This window comes from Tetragenococcus muriaticus DSM 15685 (genome assembly GCF_000423785.1).
Classification (GTDB): domain Bacteria; phylum Bacillota; class Bacilli; order Lactobacillales; family Enterococcaceae; genus Tetragenococcus; species Tetragenococcus muriaticus.
The window spans coordinates 1-23,424 of record NZ_AUIQ01000018.1 but is presented as its reverse complement, the minus strand read 5'-3'; the positions used below and the strand labels follow the sequence as shown (position 1 = coordinate 23,424).

The window sequence follows — 23,424 nt, the reverse complement described above, 5'->3', positions numbered from 1 at the left end:
CTTTATAACAAGGAGGGTTTTCAAAACGAATTGAAAGAAGAGAAATAAAGAAAAGTAGCAGGAGGGGTAAAATGTGGAAGAAAAGATTGTTTTTGTTCGTAACGCCGTTATTGTTAAGTGCTTGTACCAGCTCTGAGGAAGACTCGTCAGCTCAAGAAGAAAGTAATAATAATTACCAAGAGATGTCTGATGAAACGACTGAGTTTTCCATTGCAGCAAATCCTGGAGAACATCCCAATATTAGTTTTTCTCCAGATAGTAATATCGAAATTTTAACCGAAGAAGATGATGAACAGACTTACTATTTTAAAGATTTAAATGGAAATGGAGAATTAGATTCATTTGAAGACTGGCGAGAAAGCTCAGAAACACGTGCTGAAGCCTTTGTTGAAGAATTATCAATGGATCAAATTGCTGGATTGATGCTGTTTAGTTCTCATGAAAGAGATCAATCAGACGGGTTAACCGAGGAGCAAGAAAATTACTTAGAAAACGATGATCTACGTAATGTATTGCATGCTGGGCCTAATGATGTAGAAGATAGTGTACAATGGACCAATCAAATGCAAAGCTTTGTCGAAGGGTTAGGTACTGAAGATGAGCCCATTATTCCTGTGAATATTAGCTCTGATCCTCGAAGTACTGCAGGAGAAAGTGCTACGTATAATTCTGAGGGTGATATTTCGCGTTGGCCTTCGAATTTAGGGATGGCAGCAACATTTAGTCCTAAAATCGTTAGTCAATTTGCCAATATGTCCTCACAAGAATACCGCGCTTTAGGGATGACGGAAGCTTTAGGTCCACAAATTGATTTAGCATCAGAACCCCGTTGGCTACGAGTGGAAGGAACGTTTGGTGAAGGAAGTCAATTAGCGGCGGCTCTGGCGGAAGCTTATGTTAATTATTCGCAATCCTCTTTTGATGAAGATGGTAATGATCTAGGCTGGGGCACTGATTCGATTACTACTCAAATTAAACACTTTCCAGGAGATGGTCCAGGCGAAGGCGGACGAGAAGCACATTTATTCCAAGGAAAATTTGGTGTTTATCCAGGGGATAATCTGAAAGAGCATCTCAAAGTTTTTGTAGATGGTGGTTTAAATTTATCTGGTGAAACGAAGGAAGCAAGTTCAGTTATGACTTCCTATTCTATCCAAACGGATAAAGACGGTAATCCTTTAATTGGTGATGATTATGTAGGAACGGCTTATAATGGAGATATTATTAATATTCTGCGTGATGACAATAATTATGAGGGGAAACTAGTGACTGACTGGGGCGTAACTGGTGAAAACTCCGAAGAAGTTGGCTACGGTGAAAAATTTATGGGCTCTGGTTTTGGAATGGAAGATGCGACAGAAGAAGAACGGCATTTTGAAATTTTAAAAGCTGGCATGGATATGTTTGGCGGCAATAATGAGAAAGAGCCTGTATTAGAAGCTTACAAAATGTGGCAAGAAGATTATGAGAACGGGGATTTAGAACAATCAGCTGAAGATCGCTTTAAAGAAAGTGGCGAACGTATTGTTAAATCAATGTTTGATTTAGGGTTATTTGAGGATCCATATGTAGATATCGATGATTCAACTGAAGCAGTAGGAAGCAAAGATAAGGTAGATGCTGGCTATAAAGCGCAACTTAATTCAGCTGTGATGTTAAAAAATAAAGATAATACGATAGCTCCTACTGACAACATGGATGAGTACAAGGATCAAGTTGTTTATATTCCGTCTACTATGAGAGATCCCCATGAAAGCTCTATAGGGGACGCTGAACCATTTAGAGGACCATCGATGGATGTGGAAACCGCAGAAAAATATTTTGGTGAAGTAGTTACTGATACGGAAATAAAAGATGATGAGGGCAATGTGACTGGTTATGAACAACCGGATAACTTGGATGATGTTGATCTAGTTATTGCGGGGATGGCTAGTCCGGATAATGGAGAAAACTTTAGTTTCGCGGGTATTAAAGATGATAACGAAACTTACTATCCATTATCCTTACAATATCGTCCTTATACAGCTGATGGTGATAATGTCCGTAAAGAATCAATTGCAGGAAACAAAGAAGAAGATGGATCAAAACAAAATCGGAGTTATTATGGAGAAACTTCGGATATAGCGAATGAATATGACTTAGATGCTGTATTGAATGCGTCTGAACTAGCAGAAAAAGCTGATCATGATATTCCGATAGTCGTTGCGATGGACGCTAAAAATCCAGTCATTATGTCTGAGTTTGAAGACAAAGTGGATGCAATCGTTGTAGGCTTTGGAATTTCGGATAATGCCTTATTAGATGTTATTTTAGGAGATCACGAGCCAAACGGCTTGTTACCAATGCAATTTCCTAAAGACATGGATACGGTAGAAGAACAATTTGAGGACGTGCCTAAAGATATGAAATCTTATAAAGATAGTGAAGGTAACACTTATGACTTTGGCTATGGCTTAAATTATAATGGTGTGATTGAAGACGAGAGAATAGAGAAGTACGTAGAATAAGGGTTATAAGAAAAATACGATGAAAGCAGGTGTAGTTTTCCTGCTTTCATCGTATTTTTTTCTTCTGAAACTCTCAATGTAATTGTGGAATAAGACATGGATACCATCTCCTTATTAAAATATTATACGATATTGTGCTCCAATTATCGATTGAAATTATTTCTATTTTAAATACATGAATTTTTTCTATGAGTTTATGCATTAATCCTATTGGACAGGGAACTAAAGGCAGTTTACATTTAAGTATGAAGATTGTTAAAAATGTAACAAGGTTTGGCAGAAAAATTTTACCAAGATGATGTGAACTGTAATTGTTCCAACGAATAGATAGAACGATTTACTAAAGGAGAGAAAACGATGGCGAACAAAAGAAAAATTAATGCGCAAGCGAAAGGGCATAATGGTCCGATCGATTTTGAGGTTAGTATTGATAATGATCAAGTGACTGATTTAGAAATAAAACAGCATTCTGAAACGCCCGGGATTTTTAATCAGGTGGCTGATAAATTAAGGTCCGATGTTTTAGAAAACCAAAGTTTTGCTATCGACGCTATTAGTGGTGCTACTGTCATGAGTGAAGCTATTTTAGAATCCGCAGATCAGGCGGTAAAAAAAGAAGGCGTCCAATTACCTGAAAAAGAAAAAGGACAAGCGCGAGAAAAAGAAGAAGTTCAAACAGATGTTGTGGTTATTGGAGGCGGTGAAGCTGGGTTAGTCGCCGCTGCGCGTTTATTAATGGCTGGTAAAAAAGTGGCTTTGTTAGAAAAAAATGGTTATTTGGGCGGCGCAACAATTTTAAACGGCTCAAATGTTACAGCTACAGACTCGAAAACGGCAGAAAAAGTTTTTGGTGAAAATGCTAAAAAAGACTCTCCTCAAAAATTGGCAGAAGATGTCAGTAACGAAAGTTTACACACAAATGATGAAAATTTAACTCAAATGATGACGGAAAATATCGGGGATGCGATCGATTTTATCAGTGAATTTGCCGATTTGAATTACGGTAAAGCGCAAACGCAAACACCAGAGCATTCGATTGACCGTCAAATTGAGTTACCTTCTTCTAGTAGTTATGAATTAGTAAAAAAAGTAGCAGAAGCTTTTACTAAAAAGGGCGGTCAAATTTTTCTCGATGCTCGTGTGGAACATATTCTGCAAGACAAAGAGGGAAAAGTCACTGGTGTTGTTGCTGAAGGAAGGAAACGTACGTTAACCGTACATGCGAATGCGATAATATTAAGTACAGGTGGGTATGGCGCTAATTTGGACATGCGTGGTAAAGAAAGTCAGGGACTAAATTATTACGGACCACAAACTTCCACAGGTGATGCTTTCCAATTTTTAGCTCCCTTAGAACTGCAAACGAAAAATATAGGATGGTATAAAGTTTATCCTCACGGCGTGGAAGTTGAACCAGGAATCGCTAAACTAACTACCTATGCTTCGAAAAAAGCGACAGATATGGGTGCGATTTATGTGAATAAAGAAGGTCATCGAATTGTCGACGAGTCCGACGTCTATGCCAAATTAAGAAATGCTGTGCTAGAACAAACGGATAAAATGGCCTTTTTGCTTATGGATCAACGAACTTGGGAAGAATTTTACCATTTGTTAGTTTTACATGATTTTACCGAAGAAGAAATCCAGCATTATTTTGCTAATAACGGTAAAAAATCTCCTATATTTGTGCACGGAAGTCTAAAAGAAGTAGCACAAAAAGCGGGTATTGACGCCGAACAACTACAAAAAACACTCAACAGTTATGAAAAATTTGCAGCTCAAGGAAAGGACGAGGAATTCGACAGAGACCCGCAATTCTTGCATAATTACGAAGGAGACGAATTCTATGTGGTCGAACAAAAAGATCGTTTTGCTACGACACTTGGGGGATTTGTGACAGGTGCAGACTTAAACCTGCGGACGAAAAATGGCGAAAGAGTGTCTAATATTTGGGGCGCAGGAGAAGTCATTGGTGGTGCAAATGGTCATGACTCTATGCCGAGCATGATGAATACTTGGAGTATTTCCTCAGGATATGTGGCCGCAAATAATGCACTTTTGCAGTTGAAGTAAGTTATAGCTGTTAAGTTTTTAATGAAGCGTTACTTTAGACAGATTTAAAAAGATAAAAAGCAAGGGATTCAACAAATGAGTTTCTTGCTTTTTTTGTATAAAACTTTCTAAATATTAAGCATAAAACTCGTAATATTTCCCTACTTTGCTATAGTATATTTTACAACAGGCAAAAGGAGGAACACTATGTCCCGAAGTATTCGTTGCATTCTTGCATTAATTATCTCAACGATCTTGGATTTTGGAATTATTCAATATCTTGCTTATCCGACATTACTACAATACGAACGATTTGCAAATGTTATGAACCGTTTTGATTATACAAAGGAAACATTGATTGTATTTGTTATACTCAGCTGTTGGTTTTTATATTTACAAGTGGAATTTCGTCATTTTTCACTTGTCTATCTTTATTTATTTTATAGCGTTTATCTATTTTTGCTTTTTGTTGTCTTATTTACAAAAGCACCCGAGTATCATACTTTTAACGCCGATTTGTTCGATTTTCTTATTTGGGATCGAGCAACGTTAATAGAAGCGTTTTTAAACTTAGCTTATTTCATTCCATTAGGCGGGCTGTACGGTCTGCGAGCAAATTGGGTTGAATTTATTTTGATTTCACTATTAACCATCACAGGCATTGAAACGATACAATATGTATTTTACATTGGAACTTTTTCATTAAGTGATATTTTGCTGAACTTTTTAGGTTGTCTCGTTGGTTATAGTATTTGTTTGCTGATAAGACGGTATATGAAGCAAAAGCCGGTAGTAGAAAGGGTCAGTTAATAGTTGAAAAAAGCGAAGGAAACTAAAAACCTGTTTCCCTCGCTTTTTATTATATGTTATTCTAACTCTTCTCCGTTTGTTTCAATGACATGTTTATACCAATCAAAGGAATCTTTTTTAGATCGTTCCATAGTGCCGTTACTTTCGTTATCACGATCAACATAAATCATGCCGTAACGTTTTTTCATTTCGCCAGTGGTAAAGGAGACAAGATCGATAACTCCCCATGGCGTATATCCCATGAGTTCTACGCCATCGTAATCAACAGCTTTGATCATTTCTTGAATGTGTTGGCGCAGATAATCGATGCGCTCAGGATCATGGATACTGCCATCTTCTTCCACAGTATCGACAGCGCCAAATCCATTTTCCACAATGAATAGTGGCACTTGATATCTATCCCAGAAACGGTTGAGCGTATAACGCAAACCCACGGGATCGATCGCCCAGCCCCAATCACTGACAGAAAGATAAGGGTTGTCTACTTGATAAGGAATCTTTCCATGAATGTTTTCATCTTCATTTTCTCCTGTGTTGATATCCACTACATTCGACATATAATAACTAAAGCCTAAATAATCGACTTTACCGTTAGCTAAAATATCTGCATCGCCCTCTAAAATAGGAATATTTAATCCGTCGCGTTTGAACTCTTTTAGGGCATAATTTGGATATTTACCGCGTACTTGTACGTCTGGGAAGAAATAACGTAAATGCATGGATTCTTCTGCTAACATGACATTATTAGGATCAGAATTTAAAGGATAAATTGGTACATGGGAGACCATTGCTCCAATTTGGAAGTTCGGATTGATTTCTTTTCCTTTAGCTACAGCTAGAGCACTCGCGATTAATGTGTGATGTGCTGCTGTATACATGACTTCTTTGGGATTTTCGCCTTCTTTCACTTGCACGCCCACATTGGTCCACAAGAATATCGGGTTTGTATAATCCATCATGTTATTAATTTCGTTAAAGGTCATCCAATATTTTACTTTATCTTTGTAGCGTTTGAAGACAACTTCGGCAAAACGAACGAATAAATCAACAACTTTACGATTGCGAAAACCACCATAATTTTTAGCAAGGTTTAATGGCATTTCAAAGTGAGTTAGCGTAACTACAGGCTCGATGCCATGTTTTAGGCATTCATCAAATAGATTGTCGTAAAACTGCAATCCGGCTTCGTTAGGCTCAGCATCATCTCCATTTGGAAAAATGCGCGTCCAATTAATCGAAGTTCGGAATGCTTTTAACCCCATTTCAGCAAAAAGTTGAATATCTTCTTTATAGTGATGATAAAAATCGATGGCTTCATGGTTAGGATAAAATTTGTCTTTTTCGATCGTATCCGTAATTTCTCTGCGTTTATTTGGACCACCAACGGTCATAACATCCGCAACGCTAGGCCCTTTGCCATCTTGATCCCAGCCACCTTCGATTTGATGGGCGGCAACTGCGCCGCCCCATAGGAAATCTTTTGGTAATTTACTCATGATGAAATTCCTCCTGAAAAATGTTTATTTAACTACAGTGATAATACTATCATTTGGTTCGACGTGACGTGATTTCTCACTAGCCACTTGTTTGAAACTATCAGTATTTGTCACAATGATCGGTGATACTACAGAATAGCCCGCTTGTTGAATGGCTTCAACATCAAAATTAACTAACTTGTCACCTTGTTTTACTTCTTGTCCTTCTGCTACAGAGCTTGAAAAATGTTCTCCGTTTAATTGGACAGTATCCATTCCGATATGAATGAGTAGTTCAATGCCATTTTCATCTGTTAATCCAATCGCATGTTTTGTAGGGAAAAAGGACGAAATTTTACTATCAAATGGAGCAACTAATGTACCATCTGTAGGTAAAATAGCAGCGCCTTTACCCATAGCGCCAGAAGAAAATACTTCATCTTCTACTTCAGTTAATGGAACTAATTCTCCGCTAAGAGGGGATTGAATTTTAATTTGCGTACCTTCAACGATTTCTTCTTTATCGCTAGCTTCTTTTTCTGCTTCAACTTCTTCCTTACTTTCATTCATTGTTTCACTGGTTGATTCTGTCGCAACAGAAGCGTCAGCCTCTTTTCCTAAACCAAAAATAAAGGTCAAAACTGTTCCTACAACAAAGGAGACAGCGATACTAAATACATATTGTGGAATAGGACCGTAAGCTGGGATTGTCAGTACACTGTTAAATGCATAGCTATACATTTCAGCACCGAAGAATCCGATAAGGCCACCACCGGCAGCTCCAGAAATAATTAAAATAGGAATTAAACGACGGTAACGTAAAATGAAACCATATAAGATAGGTTCGGTTACACCAGCGACGATACCAGAAACAGTTCCAGCAAGAGATAACGAACTTAAGTTTTTATTTTTGCGGTAACGTAAGAAAATACCAAAAGCAATCCCCATTTGGGCGAAAGTTGCACCTGCTGCCATGGCGTTCAATGGATCACCGCCACGAGCTAAGTTATCAAGTTGGATAGGTGTAATTCCCCAGTGTACGCCCAATACGACAAGAAATGGCCAAACGGAAGCAAACACAACACCGGTTAGTATAGAGGACAAGTCAAGTAAAGCGACTAATCCGTTTGCAATTGCTTGACTAAGATATTGTGAAAATGGACCAAAAATCAAAGCGGTTAATGGTACCATAATTAAAATGCCCATCATAGGCACAAAAAATAGTTGGATCGTGTCTGGAGAATATTTTTTGAAAAACCGTTCGATAGGTGCATAAAAAGCCATCGCAACTAGCATCGGAAAAACGGTTTGCGTATAATCAGAAATAATTAATGGAATCCCCATAAAATCTAAACTGTTGCTAACATCCATTAATGAAGCAAAACTAGGCTCTAACAAGCCAGCGCCAATAACACCACCGACATATGGATTGACTTTTAAGAACTTTGCAGCGGATATTCCGATAAAGACGGGGAAGAAATAAAATAACCCATTGGAAGCTGCATCTAATACAGCATAGGTAGAACTTTCTTCACTCAACCAACCAGCCATTGTAAGCACCGCTAAAAGCGCTTTAATCATGCCTGAACCGGCTAATGCAGGAATTAGTGGAGAAAATGTTCCTGATATATATTCAAAAACAATAGCGATGGGATTTTTTGAACGAACGGATTGTTTGATATCCTCTGCGCTTTTATCATCATCGGCGTCACTGGATTCACCAGCTTGGATATCATATTGATCCATAATTTCTTGGTACACTTTAGCTACGTGGTTACCAATAACAACTTGGTATTGTCCACCGCTTTCAACTGCGGTTAAAATACCTGGATGATCTTTTAGCGCCTTTTCATCCACCTTACTTGTATCCTTTAATTTAAATCGTAAACGTGTCGCGCAATGGACGAGAGAATCAACGTTTTGTTGACCACCAATGTGCTCTACAATAAATGTAGCGGTTTCTTTATTATTTGCCATGGTTCGCACTCCTTTATTTTTTAATATAAACGAGTGTAACCGTATGGGTATAATTTGTCAAAGCCCATATAATATAGAAAGCTTTTGAATCTTGTGATACAATATAAAAAAATATCGGAAAGGAACTCTGAGATGCCGAAGTATAAAGAGATTGCTCGAAAGATGATTCGAAAAATTAATTCGAATGATATGAAACAAGGAGACAAATTAGCAAGTATTGAAGAACTCATGAAATATTTTGATGTAGGAAAAAATACTATCATTCAAGTGTTAACGTTACTAGAAAGACAAGGATATATTTATCAGGTAAGAGGTAGTGGCAATTTTGTACGAAAACACCGTCGACATGGTTATATCAACATTTTAGAAGCCAATGGTTTTAAAAGTACGTTGCAAGGATTTCATTTAGGCTCAGAGATGCTAGATTTAAGAGTGATCAAACCCACAACAGAAGTGATGGCTAATTTGGATATTTCAGAAGACGAAGATGTCTATTATGTGAAACGCTTACGTTCGATTGAAGGAAGGAAATTTGCTATTGAGAAATCTTTTTATGTAAAAGATATTGTTCCTTATTTAAATCAAGAAATCGTGGAGGATTCTATCTTTCGTTACCTTATAGAGGATTTAAAACTTAGGCCAGGTTTTACGGATCATTTTTTTCGGGTAGGGAAGTTAAACAAAGAAAACGCTGAATTATTAAACTTGAAAACTGGAGATCCTACAGCTTTTTTAGAGTCTATCTATTATTTGGAAAATGGGCGACCTTTTGATTATTCGAAAATTCTTTATCATTATGAGGAAGCGCAATTTTTCATACAAGGGGCAAGCAATATGGAGTTTTGAATGAATTAAAGTTTTTTTGAACTTTACTTCAAAAAAATAAGATATTGGTAAAAATTTGAACCGAACTTCAAATTTCCTTAGAAATGGTTCGTTTTATTTTCGATGTGCCACCAATAATTTGCGGATTGGGGTGACATCAGAGAAATTGCCACCAATAAATTATGGATTGGAGGGACATCAGAGAAATTGCCACCAATAATTAGCGGATTGGAGGGACGTCAAAGGAGATACCACCAATAGTTTGCAGATTGGGGGACATCGAAGGAGATGCCCCCCAATAATTCATAGATTGGAGGCCGACATTTTATCCGTCGAACTGCCATTTAACATGGAAAATCCGTACAACTCGAACCTTCTTTTCCATTCCATGTTGCCGAAGCGTTAAAACGACGAGGACATAATATCCAATTGCTCAATGAAACAATTATGATCGGACGTGGACAAATCATCTTACAGCAAGACGACGGTGTCTATGTCGCCGCGACAGAAGGACGTACCGACGGGTATATTGCTGTGTGGTGATTGTGTTGCAGAAAGCTTTAATTAGTAATTAAAATACGCAGAAATCGAAGAGGGAGACAATTTCTTTCTTCGATTTTTTGTTGTAACCTTTCCATGCCAAATGGATAAATGAGTTTTATAGCTAACTGACGAATAAATTCATTTATTATCATGGGAGAGTTTCCATGATAGTTCGTTTTCTTCTACTTTTCCCAGCCTAATTCTTGATCATGAGAATTTCTCCCTTAGCTAAAATAAAAATATTCTATTCTAAATCAAAAAGATCGATAACTGAGTCATCTTCAATAATACGGTCAGATTTTGCAGAAGAAGCGTTTTCTAAGAGAGAAGACATCTTTTCCTCTACTGATCTTTTCACTAAAGCAGAAGTATCTACACCACGTAGTTCAAATAAGAGCAAGGGTTCTGAGTCTAGTTTGGCGCCTACCGCATATAGTATCGCAGAGATATGTTTACACATATAAGTACTGTCGGGGCAACTACAGCTAAATTGAATTTCATTCATCTTTGGAAAGAGACCATTCTCACTTGTTAGAAAAACGTCTTCTAATGCTTTAGGGAATTTTCCGTAGGTCAAATCTTCTAAGCTTTCAACATGGCCGTTGATTTGCTCTTCCAAGCGCTGATCAGCAATAGGGTCTATAGTAATGATGACTTGATAAAGATTATTGCCACTACCACTCACGGTTCCAGTGACCAGTCCTTCTTTAATAGCTAAATCAAAAACAAAACCATTTTTGATATAAGAACGTCCCCTAGAAACGCGGTTATCATGGTCTGCATAGTATTTTAAATGATTACACCACGCTTTTCCCCAAAAAGACTTAGCGATTTTATTACCATTTATAGTGATAGGAACAGCATTTGGATGCTTTTTTTGATAGCTTCTTCTTTTTATTGCCGCTCTATCCCTTTTTTCTGCGATACTTTCATATTCATAAAAATCGTAGCTAGACATGATCAGTTCGCCTCCAAAGTAAACAGTTGTTTCAATTCTTGGTTACTCATTTCCGTTAGCCAATTTTCACCGCTTGTTTCAGAAATAAGATCATTAGAAAGTTGTGTTTTTTCGGTTAACATTTCATCAATCTTTTCTTCGATGGTTCCTGTTGTGACAAATTTATAAACAAAAACATTTTTTTCTTGGCCAATACGGAAAGCTCGGTCAGTTGCCTGATCTTCAACTGCTGGGTTCCACCAACGATCAAAGTGAATCACATGATTGGCGGCGGTTAAGTTAAGTCCTACACCGCCAGCTTTGATCGATAATACCATATAAGGCGTGTAGGATTCCGTCGAGTTAAACTCCTGGACATACTGTGCTCTTTTTTTTGCTGGCATGCTCCCGTGTAAGACAAGGCCTGGTTTGCCAAAAACTTCGGCTAGAAATTCATTTAAAGGTTCACACATTTCTTTAAACTGCGTAAAAATTAGTACCTGTTCATGTTTATCCCGGATCGTTTCGCATAAGGCACGTAAGTTTTCAAATTTTCCACTGAGGTTCGGTCGAAACTCTTGATTGCCCAGATATTGGTCAGGATGGTTACAAATTTGTTTAAACTTGGAAATGGCAGCTAGGACCAGTCCTTTTCGTTGAATCCCTTCGGAGTCTTCCAATGATTTTTCAATCTCGCGCTGTACACCTTTATATAAAGCCACTTGTTTTTTTGAAAGCCCAATGTATTCTTTTTGTTCACTTTTTGCTGGTAAATCGGAAATAATTTGTTGATCGGTTTTCAAACGTCGCAAAATAAAGGGTGAAATCATTTTTCTTAAAGCTCCGTAATCGATCCCTTTTTTAATTTGGGAGCTAAATTCTTTTTTCGTGCCTAACAGACCTTGATTTAAAAAGTCAAAGACACTCCACAAATCCGATAAACGATTTTCAATGGGCGTGCCTGTCATGGCGATTTTAGCGCGTGCACGCAAAGCCTTGACATTTTTAGTTTGTTTTGTTCCTGGATTTTTAATGGCTTGAGCTTCATCCAAAATGAGTAAGTCAAATGTCTTTTCATAAAGAGCTGTGATTTTATTTACCATACCATAAGTCGTAATGAACAGATCAGCTGTGGCATCCTGCATATCAGTTTGTTTTCCGTGTAAGATTTGCACGTTTAAATTAGGCGCAAATCTAGCTGCTTCTTTTCTCCAATTTTCGATGAGAGAAGCTGGAATGACCAAAAGCGTACGGACGCCTTGTTGTTTTAGTGCGTCTAATAAAGCTAAAATTTGTACAGTTTTTCCTAAGCCCATATCATCAGCGAGTAAAGCTCCAAAAGATTGTTTTTGCATAAACTTTAACCAATTGTAGCCGACACGTTGGTAAGGTCGTAGTTTAGCTTGAAATGTGGCTGCGGGCTCAGTCTGGTTAATTTTTCTTGGTGTTGTCATTTGGGTAAACACCTGATTTAACCATTGTCCGTTACTTATTTCGATGGGTTGGTTATCTTCAGAATCTGTATTTATTTGTTGGTTTCGTAAGGCTTCGAATAGTGTCCATTGTGTATTTTCTTGTTCTTCAAAAGTGTTGAGCAGATTTTGTAATTTTTCATGATTAATTTCGACCCATTTTCCTTTTAAAAAAGCAAGTCCTTCATCTTGTTGTAAAAGTGATTCGATCTCGGCTTTTGAATAGCGATCTTGACCTAGGTAGAGTTCTGGTTGACTTGAGAGAAGGGAATCCATGCCGAGATAACTTGGCTGTTGATCGCCAAGGGTGACTTTGACTGTAGCTTTGTATTCTTTTCTCCAAAAATCAGGAATTCTACAGATCACTCCGCTTTTTTCATAAACCGACGTTTCTTTTAAAAATTGATAAGCTTCCTGTTCGTTAAACCCTAGAGGTGAAAATAACTCCCCGGATTCAACTAACTGGGAGATAAAAGTAGATTTATTAGCGACTTGACCAACTGCCGAAAGTAGTGAGAAAATTTCAGTTGAATTTTCGAATTCTGAAAGTGCATTTTTTAACGGTCTATGATTCACCTTTCCATTTTGGCGCGTGGCATAAGTAGCTAAAAAAGCAAAAGGCGTGGGCCCTTGCTTACGCTCAATCAAGTGGAAATAGACTCTTCCGGCGGTTGTTAAGTTTTGGTTTTTTGACTGAACGTAGTCTGCTACACTTCCTTGGAAATTTGTCATTTCCTCAGCAAAAATATTTGCCAGTTTTTGATGAATAGCCTGTAGCCAAGAAACGGTAACAAATTCATAGCCGATGACAAAAGGAACCTCGTTTGCTAATGTTTGGTAAAAATGGACCGATGGGAAACGGAACTCACGTGTAATTTCGATTTCTCCGTCGTTTTTTAATTGATGGATAAAACTTTGTGCCACCTGTAATAAGTAGTCAATGGAAGGGTCAGTTTTACTTATTTTCTCTGCAAATCCTTGTTCGTAAAGTGTACGAAAAGGTTCATTTTTTAAACGATATTCAAATGGCGTTGTAGGTTCTTCGATAGAGAAACCATTTTTTGTAAAAATTACTTGTGCCACAACTCATACCTCTTTTTATTTGAATTATTATATGATTATTTTATCACACTTTATCGCTAAGAATAAATTTTCTGGGTAAATTAAAAATGCTAAAAGAGGGCAAACGAACTTTTTGCACCAATTCATCTTTCCTAGTATAATAACTTTGTTTTGAATAGAGATGGAATACATAAAGTAGGAGAGTATATATAATGACTAAGAATTTTTGGGCAGAGTTACCGAAGCCCTTTTTTATTTTAGCGCCAATGGAAGACGTGACAGATGTCGCTTTTCGTCATGTGATAAAAGAAGCTGGTGCGCCGGATGTTTATTTTACTGAGTTTACTAATTCGGATAGTTATTGTCACCCTGATGGCAGACAGAGCGTACAAGGTCGTCTGACTTTCACAGAAGATGAAAAGCCCATCGTGGCACATATTTGGGGTGATAAACCTGAATATTTCCGTGAGATGAGCCTTGGTTTAGCGGAGATGGGATTTAGTGGTGTTGATATTAATATGGGCTGTCCTGTTCGTAATGTGGTAAAACGTGGGAAAGGTAGTGGTCTAATTTTACGACCAGAAGTTGCTACGGAATTGATTGATGCAGCTAAAGCGGGTGGTTTACCAGTTAGTGTGAAAACGCGGATCGGTTACGAACAAATGGTAGAGATGGAAGAATGGATTACTCATTTATTAAAACAAGATATTGTCAATCTATCGATTCATCTACGGACGCGTAAAGAAATGAGTAAACCAGATGCCCACTGGGATATGATTCCACAGATTGTGGCTATTCGTGACCGGATTGCGCCGCAAACTTTGATTACGATTAATGGGGATATTCCTGATCGTCAAACGGGATTGGAACTCGTGGAAAAATACGGCGTGGACGGAGTTATGATAGGGCGTGGCGTTTTTAATAATCCTTTTGCCTTTGAAACGCAAGCTAAAGAACATGGCGTACAAGAATACATTGATTTGCTGCGTTTACAACTTGATTTACAAGATCATTATAGTGAGTCTGTTCCTCGTCCCGTTGCTGGCTTACGTCGTTTCTTTAAAATTTATATCAAAGGTTTTCCAGGAGCTAGCGATTTGCGAGCTGAACTGATGCAAACAGAAACAACGGATGAAATACGCGAAACTTTAGATAACTTTTTTGAAAATCAAACTAGCCTCTCAGTTAAATAATGAATAAGAAGACACTTCCATATGGAGGTGTCTTTTTTGATTTGGACCCTATGGCGTTTCTGCTCATCTATTATTGGATAAAGAAATGGCAAAGTTTTATTCAATTGGAAAATAATGAGTAAAGGAATTCAACTTCGTTATTCAAAAATTTAAAATTGAATAATGAATTGGAGATCTATTATTCAATAGTGCCGCAGAAAGTTGTCATTTTGAACAAAACGCCGGATATTGAATAAAGGAATTCAAATCGATTATTCAATAATAGAATAATGAATAAAGGAAACTCAATCGGTTATTCAAAAATCTGAAATTGAATAATGTTTTGCGAATCCTTTACTCAATATCAATGAATAAAGAAAGTTGTTCATGACTTTATCTTACGCTAATGCTACAATAACGGATAAAGCAAGCGAAAAGGGAGGGGACATGGATGAGCGTGGAATTCAAAAACCTCTTAACTTTACCTTCTTTAAGAGAAGCTGAAGTGGTGGCAGGAAAAGCTGGCTTGGACCAACCTGTTACTTCAATTAATGTGCTGGAACAGTCCAATGTTGATAAACTGCGAAAAGAGTTATTTAATCAAGAAGATAAGTATGGCAGCGAAATTGTCATCAGTGGTTTAATGACCATTGCTCATGATGTTAATGCACAAGTAAAGTTGATCCAGCATTTACAGCATGAAGGAGAAATTGGATTAATTCTTTATTATGTAGGCGTCTTTATTCCAGAAGTGGATCAGCGCTTGATTGATATTTGTGATCAATTGGACTTTCCACTGGTTGTTATGCCAAGAGGTGAACCTTCTCTACGTTATAGCGAGGTTATTTACGAAGTGGTTGAGGCGATTATTAAACAAGAGATGGAAGAAATGAGTTTTTCAAACCAAATACTCGAACAAATTTCCAACCTTCCAAGCAATCAACGAAATGTAGATACGATGCTTAAAATGTTAACTGATCGTACGCATAGTTCGATTGTATTAACAGATATTAGAGGCCAAATGATCAACGCAGGCACCTGGCCTAGCATTAGTACGTTAGATTTGTCTTATATGGTCGAGCAAACTACTGATGCTAGTATTCAAACGATTGATTCTGTTTCTGTTGTAAAACGTTCCATCTTTCATAACGGTATGGAAACTATTCAAATTTATATGTTTAAGGAGACACAGCCTTTAACGGAAAATATGGTGGAGCAAGCTGCTGAAGTGGTGCAAATTTTTATGAATTTATGGGGACAAAACTATGAAGCTGTAAATACACAAGAACTTGTAAAAGCAATTTTAAATGATGAAAGTGTCAAAATGCGTCGATTAGGTGCTATTTTGCATATCGATGTGGGAAGTATTTCGAATGTTTGGTTTGTCCATGTGAAAGACCCTGCTGAGCGGAAATTTGTCATGTATCATTTAAAAGAAGAAATGAAATTACGCTTTAACGTTTTGCTTGTTGAATTGTTTGAAGAGACAGTGGTTGTATTTATGGATGAGGGGAAGACAGAAGAAGATTTCACTACGATTGCTTCACAAGTTTTTGAGCATTTGCAAGAAGAACAGCTCGAGACAACGATTGTACAGTATTTGGGAATGAATACAACCACGGATGTGCAAGCGGCTTATATCAAAATGGAAAAGTACTTTGAACAAGCCCAATTTTTATATCCCCAGCAACAAATATTTACGCAACTGCATTTTCAGTTTGTCGCTGAGTGTGAGCGAGTTGTTTCTGAAGGAGAAAAAGCTATTCGTCAAGCACTTGTACCATTACAGCCGTTAATGCAACAAGAAGAATTACTCGAAACACTGGCCGTCTTTTTATTAGATGCACAAAGTCATTATGCTAAAGCTGGCGAATTGTTATTCGTGCACATGAATACGATCAAATATCGGATCAAACGTATTAACGAGATTGTTCATTATTCGGTGACCAAACTCCCTGAAAGTTTGATTTATTACCGGGCGATAGCTATTTGGCGCTTATTAAAAAATACAGGAAAACGTACAGAATAAAGAGGTGTTTTGTCAAAATTGACAAAGCACCTCTTTTTTATTTGAAAATTAAACTAAATACAAAGCTTCTTTATTTCCGTATAATAGCGATTATTCTCAGAAAACTTGCAAACGAAATGAGGGATTTTCATGAAAGATAAAAAAGTTGAGCAATCTTGGCAAAGTTTGGCCTTTATTTGGGTGGGTTCTAAAATTAGCGTGCCGGGGTTATTGTTAGGCGGGACGCTTGTTGCCGGAATGCCTTTTTGGCAAGCAATATTAGCCTCATTAGTAGGCCACGCTGTTATTGTGCTTGGTATGATTTTACAGGGGATACAAAGTTCAGATTTAAAGCGCCCAACGGTTCAAGTGGCTTCTCAAGTTTTTGGTGAGCAAGGAGCGCAGAAAGTTATCGCTATTATTTTAGCTATTTCTTGTCTAGGGTGGTTTGGTTTACAAGCCAATGTCGCCGGGGAAGCATTTTCTCAATTTTTAGCGTTTTATGATGTTGCCTTTCCTGTATGGCTTTCTAGTTTGTGTTGGGGCACGGTGATGTTATTATCTGCGATTTTTGGCGTTAAGATTCTTAGCTGGTTGAATTATATCGCAGTACCTTTTTTATTAGCTGTCGTAGTTTATGCTGTGGCCATTTCGGTGACCGATGGCGGTTGGGCAGCGGTTATGAATTATCAACCAGAAGCACATATGCCGTTTCTTTCTGGTGTTTCCGTTTCGATTGGTTCTTTTGCTTTAGGCGCGATTATTGCTGGTGATTATTCGCAGTATGTGCGTAAGCGTTCGGGTGTAGCAAAGGCTTCTATCGTCGGCGTTTTACCAGCAGGACTTTTAATGATTGCAGCAGGAGCGATTTTTGGGGTGACTTCGGCTACCGCTGATATTACTTTGGTATTTAGCCAGCTTGGTATGCCCGTAATTGGCGTCATTGCCATGCTTTTGGCTACTTGGACAACAAATGCAGTGAATGCTTTTTCTGGAGGAATTGCGATTGTTAATGTGTTTAATGTTTCTAAAGAAAAACAAAAGGTGGCCGTAGCTGCAGCTGGTGGCATCGGTACGATCCTCGCGGCTATTGGTATTTTGGATTATTTTGTTCCTATTATGAATGTATTGTCTGCAATGATTCCACCAGTTGCAGGCGTGATGATTGCTTCTTATTGGTTGATCCAAAAAGGAGATCCAGACAATTGGTATGAGGTAGCTGGCATTAATTGGTTAGGTGTTATTTCTTGGTTCATTGGAGCTACCGTTGCTACTTTGCCAGTTATTTTGGAATTTTTCCCGAATGCGCCGCAATTAATTAATCAGCCACTCATTGGCGTTATTCTCTCATTTATTATTTATTATGGGGCTTATAAGATAACAGCAAAAAAAGCAGTCAATAAGAATATAGACGACTAAATTAGAAATATTGGAGGAAATATTATGCATAAAATTGATGCAGAAGCCATTGAAAATATTGCCGTAGGCGCCGCTTTATTGGGAACTGGAGGTGGAGGCGATCCGTATATTGGCAAAATGATGGCTCTTTCGGCAGTGAATGAATATGGTCCTGTAAGAGTCATTTCACCAGAAGAAGTAGATGAAGAGGCGGTTTATACGCCGGCTGCTTCTATGGGGGCACCTAGTATTATGATCGAAAAAATGCCTAAAGGTGATGAATTTGTACGCGTTTTTCAAAAATTGGAAAAATACTTAGGTAAGGAAATCAAAGGGGTTTTTCCAATTGAAGCAGGAGGCGTCAATTCGATGATTCCAATTATTGTCGCCGCTCAGCTAAACTTACCATTAGTCGATTGTGATGGTATGGGACGAGCTTTTCCTGAGTTACAGATGGTAACTTTTCATTTGAATGGTATTTCTTCTACTCCGATGGCAATAACTGATGAAAAGGGAAATATTGGCATTATTGAAACCATTGATAATGTGTGGGCAGAGCGCTTAGCACGAACGGCTACGGTTGAAATGGGTGCTAGAGCCTTAATTAGTAATTGCCCTTGTACAGGAAAAGAAGTCAAACAGGCTAGTATCCATAATGTTGTTTCTCTTTCTGAAAATATTGGACGAATTATTCGGTCTAAAGAATTAGAAACTCAGGAAAAATTCAATCAATTATTGGAAATCACAGGTGGTTTTGACCTATTTAATGGAAAAATCACGGATGTACAAAGAAACATCGAAGCAGGTTTTAACCGGGGAAAAATGGTAATTGAAGGGTTAAAAAATGACACTGGCGAGCAAGTAGAAATTTATTTCCAAAATGAAAATCTTATTGCGCTTAAAAATGGGGAACCTATAGCTTTAACCCCAGATTTGATTTGCTTGGTTGATCAAGAAACTTTAGCTCCGGTCACTACGGAAAGCTTGAAGTATGGAAAAAGAGTTCGTGTCTTATCTTTACCAAGCGCTTCCCAATGGCGAACCAATATTGGTATTGAAACAGTAGGTCCACGCTACTTTGGTTATGAGTATGAATATACTCCAGTGGAAGATTTGGTAAAAAAGGAGCGTGCGTATAGATGAATTATAAAATCGGAATAGACGTAGGTGGGACAAATACAGACGCTGCAATTTTGGATGAAGATTTAAATTTAGTGCACAGTGTAAAATCTCCAACTTCTGAAGACATTGAAAGCGGCATTTTCCAAGCGCTCCATCGTGTTTTACAAGAAGCAAATATTGATCAAACCGCTGTTACGCATGCGATGTTAGGAACGACACAGTGTACGAATGCGATTGTGGAGCGGAAAAAATTAGCCAAAGTAGGTGTGCTGCGTTTAGGATATCCAGCAACGGTTTCGGTCACGCCATTTACAGCTTGGCCACAAGATATTGTCGATGTTTTGACAGAGAATTATGCTATTGCTAAAGGTGGTTACGAATTTGATGGAAAAACTCTTTCCGCCTTTGATGAACAAGAAATTCGTGACATTCTAACAAGTTGGCAAGGAAAAGTCGAAGCGGTCGCTATTGTAGGCGTCTTTTCTTCTTTAAAAAATGATCAAGAATTTTATGTGCATGATATTTCCCGTGAAGTTTTAGGTGAAGATGTTTCCATTTCTTTATCTTCTACCATTGGATCTGTGGGTCTCATTGAAAGAGAGAATGCCACTATTTTAAATGCCGCTTTATTTAAAGTAATGCAAGCAACAAGTGACGGCTTTGAAAAAGCATTAGCCCAAGAGGGAGTAGAAAACGCAGAAGTTTATTTATGTCAAAATGATGGCACACTGATGTCGATTGATTATGCGCGTGAGTTTCCTATCCTAACGATTGCCTGTGGGCCGACCAATAGTATCCGTGGAGCCTCTTATCTTGCAGGTTTAGAAAATGCAGTAGTCTTAGACGTTGGAGGAACGACTTCTGATATTGGTGTCATTACCGATGGTTTTCCACGTGAATCCTCCGTAGCTGTCGATGTTGGCGGTGTTCGAACGAATTTCCGTATGCCAGATATTGTATCGATTGGCCTTGGCGGAGGTTCCATCGTTCGCCAAGCAGAAAATGGGGAAGTCACAGTGGGACCTGATAGCGTAGGTTATAAAATTTCAGAAAAGGCCTTGGCTTTTGGTGGAAATACATTAACTACAACCGATATCGCGGTACGTTTAGGAAAAATAGAAATTGGCGATTCAGAAAAAGTTGCTCACATTACGCAAGATTTTGCCGAAAAAGCTGAAGCAAAGATTGCGCAGATGGTAGAAGAAGCGATAGACCGTATGAAGACTAGCTCAGGTGATGTAACGTTGATTTTAGTCGGTGGTGGGAATATTATTGTGCCAGACCAATTAAAAGGCGTAGAAGAAATTATTCGCGATGAAAAAGGAGCGGTTGCTAATGCGATCGGCGCTTCGATCTCACAAATCGGCGGTCAATATGAACAAATTTATATTTATTCGCAAATTGCACGCGAACAAGCTCTACAAGATGCACGAGGAAAAGCGGATGAACAGGCGATGAAAGCGGGAGCGATTGAAGGGACGATTGAATTAGTAGAAGTAGAAGAAATTCCATTAGCTTATCATCCTGATAATGCCACACGTTTACGCGTGAAAGTAGTGGGGGATTTGATGCAAAATTAGCTTCTTAAATTTTTGCTATTGAATAAGAAAATGCCAAAGTTTTATTCAATTGGTAAATAATGAATAAAGGAATTCAACTTCGTTATTCAAAAATTTAAAATTGAATAATGAATTGGAGTTCTATTATTCAATAGTGCCACAGAAAGTAGTTATTTTGAACAAAACGCCGGATATTGAATAAAAGAATCCAAATCGATTATTCAATAATACAAAATTGAGTAATACTTTGCGAATCTTTTATTCAATTTTTGATTAATGAATAAAGAAAATGGAAAGCATTATTCAAAAATAAAGAACAGGAGATAGTCGTTGCGAAGTTTGTTTCCTGCTTTAATTAAAATAAAACACAGGCTCCAAAGCATTTCTGCTTAGGAACCTGTGTTTTTAATTGAACTGATAAATTAATTGTTATCTGAATGATCTTTTTCTTCATCGATTTTGTGATCTGCTTTATCTAATTGTCTTTTAGCAAAGTCACGTCCACCAATACCAAATGCAATGGCAAATGCGACAGCTGCGGCACCTAGAATCAATACGAATGCTTGTTGCACAATAGCAGTTGCAAAGTCTAATTGTTCTAATGCCATGAAGATACCAAAGATGATTAGTGCAAATTTAAAGATTGCACCAGCTAAGCCACTTTTTGTTGCTTTACTGATAGCATTGCCAACAAAGTCGCCACCGACAAAGACAGCAACTAGAATAATAGCTGCAATAATCAAGTTAGGAATATAAGCAATAATCGCGGATCCTACCATGTTTAGGATATCCAATTGTAGAGCGTTCAACGCTTCAACAAAGAATAACAAACCTACTACAAAAGAAACAATTTGGCCAGATAATTTTGCTAAGTCAAATGACATATTCGTATTATCTTCAATTGTTTTTGAATATTTGTTGATTCCAGTTCCGTTTAATAAGTCTCCTACAACTTGGCCAGAGAACTTTGCAAGAACTAAACCAACGCCAAGTAATACTGCAGCTACCACAATATGCGGAATAGCAGCTAAGATGGTATTTAGAACAGAGCTAATAGGTTCTGCAATTGTGTTGATGTTTAATGTTTCTAGTGCAATCAACGCAATTGGAATAATAATCAAGAAATAAACAATGCCACCTAAAGCAGAAGCTAATGTATCTTTCTTCTCTTCAACTTCATGGTCTTTTGTATTGGTACCCAAAAATTTAGCTACATAAGAATCAATATTAGCAGCTACGGATAAGTTATAAACCACACTTCTTGCAAAACGTGCAACGACAGTGCCGATAACTAAAATAATGATAGCTCCAAAGATATTAGGTAGATAAGCTAATCCTGTATCTAACATTGTTTGGATTGGACGTCCAATCGCAGGAACACCAAAACTTTCAAATATTCCCGGTAAGAAAACTAGCCAAACAATGTAATAGCCAACTTTTGCTAAGCTATCAATCGCCGAATTGGCATTTTCCTCTGTTTTTGCCATTCCCCATTTTGTGAGTAAACGGCTAAACCCGACTTTTTTAAGTCCTTTTGCTAGGATGTTTTTTAAGATAGTAGCGACAATCCATGCAACTATCAGTAATACAATTCCAGCAACAATGGATGGTAATGATGCTAGTAAATTATCTAAAGCAGTAATACCAGTATTCATATTTCCACTCCTCTATAAAAATATTATTTGTTACTTATTATAATCATAACGTACTTAAAGTAAATGCTCAAATTTTTTGAATTTTTTTGTACGCCAAAATTTCAAGTTTAAGTTAGCCACTTAGTAAAACTAAATTTCATGCGATATTTGACGGTTACTATCTGTGTAGTGAGGGCTTGATAATGAGCTGAGACATGATAGTCTTTTGACAAGCTGGCTTCAGCCAGCTCTACAGCTTTAAAATCATGTCGAAGGAGGCTCGTTGTCAAGCCCTCACGGGTTAAGCCACTTGCTTTTCTAATCGTAAGGCATTGACGAAACACTCATGAGGTGTTTTATAATCCAATATTTTTCTGGGATAATCGTTCATCCATTGTTGTATACGTAAGCATTGTGATTCTAAAACTTGACCCATCGACTTTCCTTTCGGAATGAAGCGACGAATGAATTTATGCTGATTCTCACTCGTTCCTCGCTCAAATGATGCATAAGGATGGCTAAAATAAACATCCAGGGTATCCTTTAACGCTTCATGTAGACCTGCAAATTCAGATCCATTATCTGAAGTAATCGTCTTAAACATAGTAGAAAAGTCATCTCCAGCGCGTTCTTGAAGAGAATAAATTGCTTCGTCCACTGAATATTGATCTTTACCGTTTACCTTCATAATAACTTCAAAGCGGGTTTGTCGTTCAACTAATGTTAGTAGTACGGCATCGGTCTTCTCCTTATTACCAACGACTGTGTCGATTTCCCAGTGACCAAAAGTTTCACGGCTATCAATTTCTTTAGGCCGTTTGTCTATCGATTGCCCGAGAATACGTTTATTTGGGCGTTTCTTCAGAGAGGA

The 23,424-nt window shown here is 37.8% G+C and carries 16 protein-coding genes; 9 read left to right on the top strand and 7 right to left on the bottom strand.

What is annotated here, in order from left to right:
• The first annotated feature begins 71 nt into the window (after positions 1-71).
• The 3 genes from G577_RS0104560 to G577_RS0104550 all read left to right on the top strand — a co-directional run bounded on the left by G577_RS0104560 (position 72) and on the right by G577_RS0104550 (position 5,369).
• Positions 72-2,507, top strand: coding sequence for a glycoside hydrolase family 3 N-terminal domain-containing protein (locus G577_RS0104560; protein ID WP_028790174.1), 2,436 nt, complete (start codon positions 72-74; stop codon positions 2,505-2,507).
• 357 nt (positions 2,508-2,864) lie between these two features.
• The gene (locus G577_RS0104555) at positions 2,865-4,580 is read left to right on the top strand and encodes an FAD-dependent oxidoreductase (RefSeq protein WP_028790173.1); all 1,716 of its coding nucleotides are present in this window, start codon (positions 2,865-2,867) and stop codon (positions 4,578-4,580) included.
• A 186-nt stretch (positions 4,581-4,766) separates the two neighbouring features.
• The gene (locus G577_RS0104550; RefSeq protein WP_028790172.1) at positions 4,767-5,369 is read left to right on the top strand and encodes a VanZ family protein; all 603 of its coding nucleotides are present in this window, start codon (positions 4,767-4,769) and stop codon (positions 5,367-5,369) included.
• Between the two features lie 56 nt (positions 5,370-5,425).
• On the opposite strand, the gene G577_RS0104545 is transcribed toward G577_RS0104550, so the two are convergent.
• Complete coding sequence (locus G577_RS0104545) at positions 5,426-6,865, bottom strand: 6-phospho-beta-glucosidase (RefSeq protein WP_028790171.1); 1,440 nt, start codon at positions 6,863-6,865, stop codon at positions 5,426-5,428.
• A 24-nt stretch (positions 6,866-6,889) separates the two neighbouring features.
• Positions 6,890-8,821 (bottom strand): beta-glucoside-specific PTS transporter subunit IIABC, encoded by a 1,932-nt coding sequence (locus G577_RS0104540; protein ID WP_028790170.1) that lies wholly within the window; start codon positions 8,819-8,821, stop codon positions 6,890-6,892.
• Between the two features lie 132 nt (positions 8,822-8,953).
• On the opposite strand from G577_RS0104540, the gene G577_RS0104535 reads away from it, so the two are divergent.
• Positions 8,954-9,667, top strand: a complete 714-nt coding sequence (locus G577_RS0104535) for a GntR family transcriptional regulator (protein ID WP_028790169.1) — start codon at positions 8,954-8,956, stop codon at positions 9,665-9,667.
• Between the two features lie 766 nt (positions 9,668-10,433).
• Here G577_RS0104535 and G577_RS0104525 read toward each other — a convergent pair.
• Together G577_RS0104525 and G577_RS0104520 are read right to left on the bottom strand one after the other, a co-directional pair.
• A complete protein-coding gene (locus tag G577_RS0104525) occupies positions 10,434-11,147 on the bottom strand; it encodes an SWIM zinc finger family protein (protein WP_028790168.1) in 714 nt (237 codons plus the stop codon).
• Positions 11,148-11,149: 2 nt separating this feature from the next.
• On the bottom strand, positions 11,150-13,681 hold the full coding sequence (locus G577_RS0104520; RefSeq protein WP_028790167.1) for a DEAD/DEAH box helicase: 2,532 nt from the start codon (positions 13,679-13,681) through the stop codon (positions 11,150-11,152).
• A 191-nt stretch (positions 13,682-13,872) separates the two neighbouring features.
• Here G577_RS0104520 and G577_RS0104515 point away from each other — a divergent pair, with 191 nt between their 5' ends.
• The 5 genes from G577_RS0104515 to G577_RS0104495 all read left to right on the top strand — a co-directional run bounded on the left by G577_RS0104515 (position 13,873) and on the right by G577_RS0104495 (position 20,940).
• Positions 13,873-14,853, top strand: coding sequence for a tRNA dihydrouridine synthase (locus G577_RS0104515; RefSeq protein ID WP_028790166.1), 981 nt, complete (start codon positions 13,873-13,875; stop codon positions 14,851-14,853).
• A gap of 430 nt (positions 14,854-15,283) precedes the next feature.
• Positions 15,284-16,861 (top strand): PucR family transcriptional regulator, encoded by a 1,578-nt coding sequence (locus tag G577_RS0104510; RefSeq protein WP_028790165.1) that lies wholly within the window; start codon positions 15,284-15,286, stop codon positions 16,859-16,861.
• Between the two features lie 129 nt (positions 16,862-16,990).
• Positions 16,991-18,259 carry a cytosine permease gene (locus tag G577_RS0104505; RefSeq protein ID WP_028790164.1) on the top strand — a complete coding sequence of 423 codons (1,269 nt, stop codon included), beginning with the start codon at positions 16,991-16,993 and terminating at the stop codon, positions 18,257-18,259.
• A 24-nt stretch (positions 18,260-18,283) separates the two neighbouring features.
• Positions 18,284-19,381, top strand: coding sequence for an S-methyl thiohydantoin desulfurase family protein (locus G577_RS0104500; protein ID WP_028790163.1), 1,098 nt, complete (start codon positions 18,284-18,286; stop codon positions 19,379-19,381).
• Complete coding sequence (locus G577_RS0104495; protein ID WP_028790162.1) at positions 19,378-20,940, top strand: hydantoinase/oxoprolinase family protein; 1,563 nt, start codon at positions 19,378-19,380, stop codon at positions 20,938-20,940. Before G577_RS0104500 ends, G577_RS0104495 begins: the two co-directional genes overlap by 4 nt.
• Before the next feature lie 401 nt (positions 20,941-21,341).
• Here the strand turns inward: G577_RS0104495 and G577_RS0104490 are convergent, their stop codons facing one another.
• The 3 genes from G577_RS0104490 to G577_RS0104485 form a co-directional block, all read right to left on the bottom strand.
• Positions 21,342-22,574 carry a mechanosensitive ion channel gene (locus G577_RS0104490; RefSeq protein WP_028790161.1) on the bottom strand — a complete coding sequence of 411 codons (1,233 nt, stop codon included), beginning with the start codon at positions 22,572-22,574 and terminating at the stop codon, positions 21,342-21,344.
• Positions 22,575-22,681: 107 nt separating this feature from the next.
• Complete coding sequence (locus tag G577_RS12325) at positions 22,682-22,843, bottom strand: hypothetical protein (RefSeq protein WP_211219223.1); 162 nt, start codon at positions 22,841-22,843, stop codon at positions 22,682-22,684.
• Between the two features lie 11 nt (positions 22,844-22,854).
• A partial coding sequence (locus G577_RS0104485; RefSeq protein WP_028790160.1) for an IS30 family transposase occupies positions 22,855-23,424 on the bottom strand: 570 nt, incomplete at its 5' end.

Bases quoted from the DNA above. Each gene is read 5' to 3' on its own strand.
- G577_RS0104540 (WP_028790170.1), bottom strand. From the start codon at position 8,821: ATGGCAAATAATAAAGAAACCGCTACATTTATTGTAGAGCACATTGGT.
- G577_RS0104535 (WP_028790169.1), top strand. From the start codon at position 8,954: ATGCCGAAGTATAAAGAGATTGCTCGAAAGATGATTCGAAAAATTAAT.
- G577_RS0104495 (WP_028790162.1), top strand. From the start codon at position 19,378: ATGAATTATAAAATCGGAATAGACGTAGGTGGGACAAATACAGACGCT.
- G577_RS0104500 (WP_028790163.1), top strand. From the start codon at position 18,284: ATGCATAAAATTGATGCAGAAGCCATTGAAAATATTGCCGTAGGCGCC.
- G577_RS0104505 (WP_028790164.1), top strand. From the start codon at position 16,991: ATGAAAGATAAAAAAGTTGAGCAATCTTGGCAAAGTTTGGCCTTTATT.
- G577_RS0104525 (WP_028790168.1), bottom strand. From the start codon at position 11,147: ATGTCTAGCTACGATTTTTATGAATATGAAAGTATCGCAGAAAAAAGG.
- G577_RS0104490 (WP_028790161.1), bottom strand. From the start codon at position 22,574: ATGAATACTGGTATTACTGCTTTAGATAATTTACTAGCATCATTACCA.
- G577_RS0104515 (WP_028790166.1), top strand. From the start codon at position 13,873: ATGACTAAGAATTTTTGGGCAGAGTTACCGAAGCCCTTTTTTATTTTA.
- G577_RS0104510 (WP_028790165.1), top strand. From the start codon at position 15,284: ATGAGCGTGGAATTCAAAAACCTCTTAACTTTACCTTCTTTAAGAGAA.
- G577_RS0104560 (WP_028790174.1), top strand. From the start codon at position 72: ATGTGGAAGAAAAGATTGTTTTTGTTCGTAACGCCGTTATTGTTAAGT.
- G577_RS0104550 (WP_028790172.1), top strand. From the start codon at position 4,767: ATGTCCCGAAGTATTCGTTGCATTCTTGCATTAATTATCTCAACGATC.
- G577_RS0104545 (WP_028790171.1), bottom strand. From the start codon at position 6,865: ATGAGTAAATTACCAAAAGATTTCCTATGGGGCGGCGCAGTTGCCGCC.
- G577_RS0104555 (WP_028790173.1), top strand. From the start codon at position 2,865: ATGGCGAACAAAAGAAAAATTAATGCGCAAGCGAAAGGGCATAATGGT.